Genomic DNA, 4,966 nt, shown 5'->3' on the forward strand with positions numbered 1-4,966 from the left:
TACCAAGTTCGCGCAACCACTGTGCCAGGATTTGGGCAAGTTCTGGCGGCGTTAGTAATTTGATTTTGGTGTATCTAAAAAAATTTTTCTAATTTTCCGGAACTGATTATGCTCATGTGGTAGTCATTATCATCAGATTAGCGATTTATACTGAAACTCTATAACGAACCTCCGGGGAATATAACCCCATTACGGATTAAAAGCCCGGTCTTCATGGCTGGGCTTTTGCCAATAAATTAACCTGAGTTCGGGTTAAAGATAAGAAGGTAAAAGCCACTCAAGTTGAAGACTAGGTTTCTTAGGTTGGTGACAATAAGCGATTAAGCCGCACAGAACATTAACACAAAAATTGACTGGGCTGCGATGCCGAGAGTGTTCAATCTGAGAAATGTTTTTGAGTTGGTCGTTAATAGTCTCAATAATGGAGCGTTTACGAGACAAAAGTTTGTCATGAAGTCGCATCAGCTTGTTTTTCATGTTGCGACGGGGTTTGGCAAAAAATTCAATTCTGAAGTCTTGTAAAACTTGAAAAGCGAGTTTTTGTGAAACATAACCTCTATCGGCAAAGATTTTGCCAAACAGACCACTCAGTAAATTGGGTACTGGCTGACGGTCATCAACATTACCAGGAGTCAGACATACATTTAAGAGTTGACCAAACTCATTGACGACCAGATGCAGCTTAAAACCAAAAAACCAATCCACAGAAGTCTTGCCACGGGCGGCTAAACCTTCAAACACCCGATGGCGTGAAATCCGACGATTATGACATACCTTCAAGCAAGTTGAATCGATAAAACCGATACCCGTACATTGTCCAAAACAATGCTTCAGATAGACACACAAAGGTATCAAGGTTGATGGCATCCATTCAATAAATCGTTGATAAGAAGGAAGACCGGGAAACGCATCACTCCAATATTGTTTCACTTGATTTAAATAAAAATGCTTGAAATTCCGGTAGTGATTTTGATGAAAAGCGATGATAATTGTCATGATTTCACTTAAACATAAGCTTTTAGCACGTACACGTTTTATTCCTCCATGATTTAACAATTTTTTGTGCCATTGCGCTTCAAACGCTTTACAGAAATCATCTGCATGACAGAACAAAGCATCTAAACTAAACATAGGACAGGCTGCTGGATTTGTTGTTATTTTCAGCTTACTACCTGTCCTTTTCCTTATCCCGAACTCAGATTAAATTAAAAAAATTGGGGTAACTCTGAAAAATCCCAGAATTACCCCAATTTTTAAAAGTTACGAATTGTTCTTAACTCCTAACTCTTGTAAAGACGCGATTAATCGCGTCTCTACTCCTAACTACTCATTAAATTAGGCAAACGCAGCGGTTGTCACATCGTTGCTCGACAGAATTTCTTGCAACTCTTCAGCGTCTACTGTTTCTTTATCAACCAGCATTTGCGCTATCTCATCTAGAATGTGGCGGTTACGCACCAATACTTCTTTAGCGCGTGTGTAGGCTACATCTACAAGTTTACGGACTTCTTCATCAATGGCAGCAGCGGTTTCTTCAGAGAAATCGCGCTCTGACATGATATCGCGTCCCAGGAACATATTACCTTGTTGACGACCAAGAGCAACAGGGCCTAAGCGATCACTCATCCCAAATCGGGTAATCATCTGACGCGCAACCCGTGCTACCTGTTGTAAGTCGTTGGAAGCACCAGTGGTAACTTCTTCTTCACCAAAGATTAATTCTTCAGCAATCCGACCACCCAAAGCTACAGCCATCTGATTTTCCAGATAAGCGCGGCTGTATAAACCAGTGTCCATCCGGTCTTCGCTGGGGGTAAACCAAGTTAAACCACCTGCGCGACCGCGAGGGATGATGCTAATCTTTTGTACTGGGTCATAGTCGGGCATCAAAGCACCAACTAAAGCGTGACCAGCTTCGTGATAAGCTACCAAGGTTTTACGCTTTTCGCTCATTACTCGGTCTTTCTTCTCCGGCCCAGCTAATACGCGATCAATCGCGTCGTTGATTTCGTCCATTGAAATTTCAGTCAAATTCCGGCGTGCTGCCAGAATTGCGGCTTCATTCAATAGGTTGGATAAATCTGCGCCAGTAAATCCAGGGGTACGACGAGCGATTTTATCCAAATCCACATCTTTCGCCAAGGTTTTGCCACGGGCGTGTACCTTGAGGATTTCGCTACGTCCGGCATAATCGGGACGGTCTACCACAACTTGACGGTCAAAGCGACCAGGACGCAACAGTGCTGCATCTAGAACATCAGGACGGTTGGTAGCAGCAATAATGATGATGCCAGTGTTACCTTCAAAACCATCCATTTCTGTGAGCAACTGGTTGAGGGTTTGTTCTCGCTCATCGTTACCACCACCTAAACCTGCACCCCGTTGACGACCTACGGCGTCAATTTCATCGATGAAGACGATACAAGGAGCATTGGTCTTAGCTTGTTCAAATAAATCGCGGACGCGGGATGCACCCACACCGACGAACATTTCTACAAATTCTGAACCGGAGATTGAGAAGAATGGTACACCTGCTTCACCAGCTACAGCACGCGCGAGGAGGGTTTTACCAGTACCAGGAGGCCCAACTAACAACACACCTTTAGGAATTTTTGCACCAACGGCGGTAAAGCGATCGGCGTTTTTCAGAAAGTCTACGACTTCGTTTAATTCCAACTTGGCTTGGTCAATACCAGCAACATCGCCAAATGTTACCTGAGTTTGTGGTTCCATTTGCACTCTGGCTTTAGATTTGCCAAAGTTCATTGCTTGACCTGGGCCACCGGGGAGGTTGCTAGAACGCCGGAACAAAAAGAACAACCCAGTAATCAATAAAACTGGAAAGATGAGATTGCCCAACAATCCCCAAATTGCGCCATCATTCCGCATAGGGTGAGCATCAAAACTAATGGCTTTCTCTTTGAGCTTGCTAATTAACTCAGGAGCATTAACAGGTAAATCCACACGCCACCTTTGGACACGATTTTCCAGGTCTGGATCGCGGGCTTCTATAATTGCCGTCCTGCCGCCTTCGTAAAGATCCACACTGTTGACGCGATCGCTGTTCAAGTATTCTAGAAAGCGACCGTAAGTCATGCGGGTATTGGCTGCATTCTTACTCATGTCGGCAGGAGCGCCTGCAAACGCCCCTTGCCAGAAGAAAAAGCCAATTACCAAAGCCGGCAACGTCCAGAGTGCTACGACTTTCCAAGAGAATTTCATTTTAATTTGCCTCTAGATGCCTATACAACTCGTTAGCTCTAGTAACCGAATGTTCATCACTCTGTCACTTTAAGCTGTTAAACGGATGTTTATAAATCCATTTTGTTTAATTTGATCTCTTATATGCACTGCCATAAGGCGATTAGAGCATTATGGCGATGCCAACAAGAATCTTAATCAAAGTTAACTTAATTTTAATACAATATCGCACGAGAAAAGGGAGCGCAACGGGATGCAAAGACACGGATAATTTCTCGACAATGCTGCTCATGTCGTTCCAGCCTCTCTCAATCATCATTGTGGGAGATGAGGAAAATAACCAATGCCCCATTCCCTATTTAACTTCTGTAATTTTTAGAGTGTAAGGAAGATACTTGCCTTTTTCGTAGGAACCAACCCAAATTTGGTAACTTCCAGGTAGCCATTCACCAACAATGCCAGCATTTTTGCCATCAAAATCGTCATTGCACCAAGTACCACCGGGCCCTTTAATAATCATGGTGGTGTCTTCAGGACTTTGCACTTGCAGCTTTAGGTAGTCAAATTTACTTGTTAACGCTAATGCGTGGTCTGGTGTTTCATCCACAAATCCGGTACAAGGACCAGTAGCTGTTTCACTTCTCCCACCTACTTGACTCCCAGAAATTGAGCCACCACTCATCCCGCGAACTGTTAGGGGGTCTGGCGAAAACTGAGGGCTAAGGGTGACATCTCCAAATATCGTTGGCGCTTCCTGAGCATCAACCGCAGCATTAACTGCCGATATGATGAAGAGCGTAACTATCATGAACGATAATCTCATCCCTCTATTGAGCGCTTTTGTCGGCATTTTAATTACGTTTGCTTCTAAGTGTTTTTGAAGACATTAATTTTACACACCAAGTTCCCAACATGAGGAGAATTGACTAACTATTTTAGATGTGAAATTGGGGATAATTCATTAGTAATTAGTCAATGATTTCTTGTTGCCATAGTTGCTTTACCTTATGGATAGGGGCACACATTTGTGCGCCCCTAAAATCTGAAATATTTCTAAAATCTGGAAGTAATCGCTACTTAGCTTCCGTTATAGCCCGACTCAAGCGCGGTTTATCTAAACCGATCTGATTTAGTAGTAACCAAGATTGAATTAAGTCTGGGCCATGAACATCTCCAGTTAAAGCTGCTCGGAGCGATCGCATCACTAAGCCTTTTTTGACTTTCTGCTCTTTCACCACTTGTTTTATAATGTCTTGGGCGGCGGCTTCTGACAGTTGCGGCTGATTTTCTAAAGCTGTGACAATCGCTTCAAGGACAGCAGCAGAACCTTCTTGCTTGAGTTGTGTACTGCCTTCCTCGCTAAATTCAACTGTGTCGCTAAAAAACAGTTGACTTTGAGCTACTCCATCTACCAGGCGAGTCAAACTCTGGCTAATTAAAGTTACTAGTTGTTTTAACCAGGGGCGTTCTCTTCCACCATCAAATTTATAGCCAGCCGCTTCCCAAAAGGGAATGAGTAAATCTGTGAGTTTATCTACTGGCGTATTGTGGATATACTGACTGTTCAACCAATCCAGCTTATCCCAGTCAAACTTTGCACCTGCTTTATTGACGCGCTCAAAGCCAAATTCTTTAGCTGCTGTTTCTAAAGTAAATATTTCTTGTGTCGAATCTGGTGGCGACCAACCCAGCAATGTCATGTAATTTACCAAACCTTCAGCAGTAAAGCCCATTTTCTGAAAGTCAGAAATGGAAGTGCTGTCTC

The 4,966-nt window shown here is 43.4% G+C and carries 3 protein-coding genes and 1 pseudogene; all 4 read right to left on the reverse strand.

All coding sequences use genetic code 11. The features are described 5' to 3' along the window. Positions 1-252 precede the first annotated feature (252 nt). Positions 253-1,131: an IS982 family transposase gene (locus IQ229_RS12830; protein ID WP_194044234.1), complete on the reverse strand. Its 879-nt coding sequence runs from the start codon at positions 1,129-1,131 to the stop codon at positions 253-255. Positions 1,132-1,335: 204 nt separating this feature from the next. Further along, positions 1,336-3,222 (reverse strand): ATP-dependent zinc metalloprotease FtsH, encoded by a 1,887-nt coding sequence (ftsH, locus tag IQ229_RS12835; protein ID WP_194044236.1) that lies wholly within the window; start codon positions 3,220-3,222, stop codon positions 1,336-1,338. Between the two features lie 334 nt (positions 3,223-3,556). After that, the gene (locus tag IQ229_RS12840; protein WP_194044244.1) at positions 3,557-4,051 is read right to left on the reverse strand and encodes a hypothetical protein; all 495 of its coding nucleotides are present in this window, start codon (positions 4,049-4,051) and stop codon (positions 3,557-3,559) included. Between the two features lie 223 nt (positions 4,052-4,274). After that, a pseudogene (locus IQ229_RS12845) lies at positions 4,275-4,966 on the reverse strand (glutamate--tRNA ligase); the annotation flags it as partial.

The sequence above is a fragment of the Nostoc cf. edaphicum LEGE 07299 genome (assembly GCF_015207245.1).
Classification (GTDB): Bacteria; Cyanobacteriota; Cyanobacteriia; order Cyanobacteriales; family Nostocaceae; genus Nostoc; species Nostoc edaphicum_B.

Coding starts and splice junctions, on each gene's coding strand:
- IQ229_RS12840 (WP_194044244.1), bottom strand. CDS start 4,051: ATGCCGACAAAAGCGCTCAATAGAGGGATGAGATTATCGTTCATGATA.
- ftsH (WP_194044236.1), bottom strand. CDS start 3,222: ATGAAATTCTCTTGGAAAGTCGTAGCACTCTGGACGTTGCCGGCTTTG.
- IQ229_RS12830 (WP_194044234.1), bottom strand. CDS start 1,131: ATGTTTAGTTTAGATGCTTTGTTCTGTCATGCAGATGATTTCTGTAAA.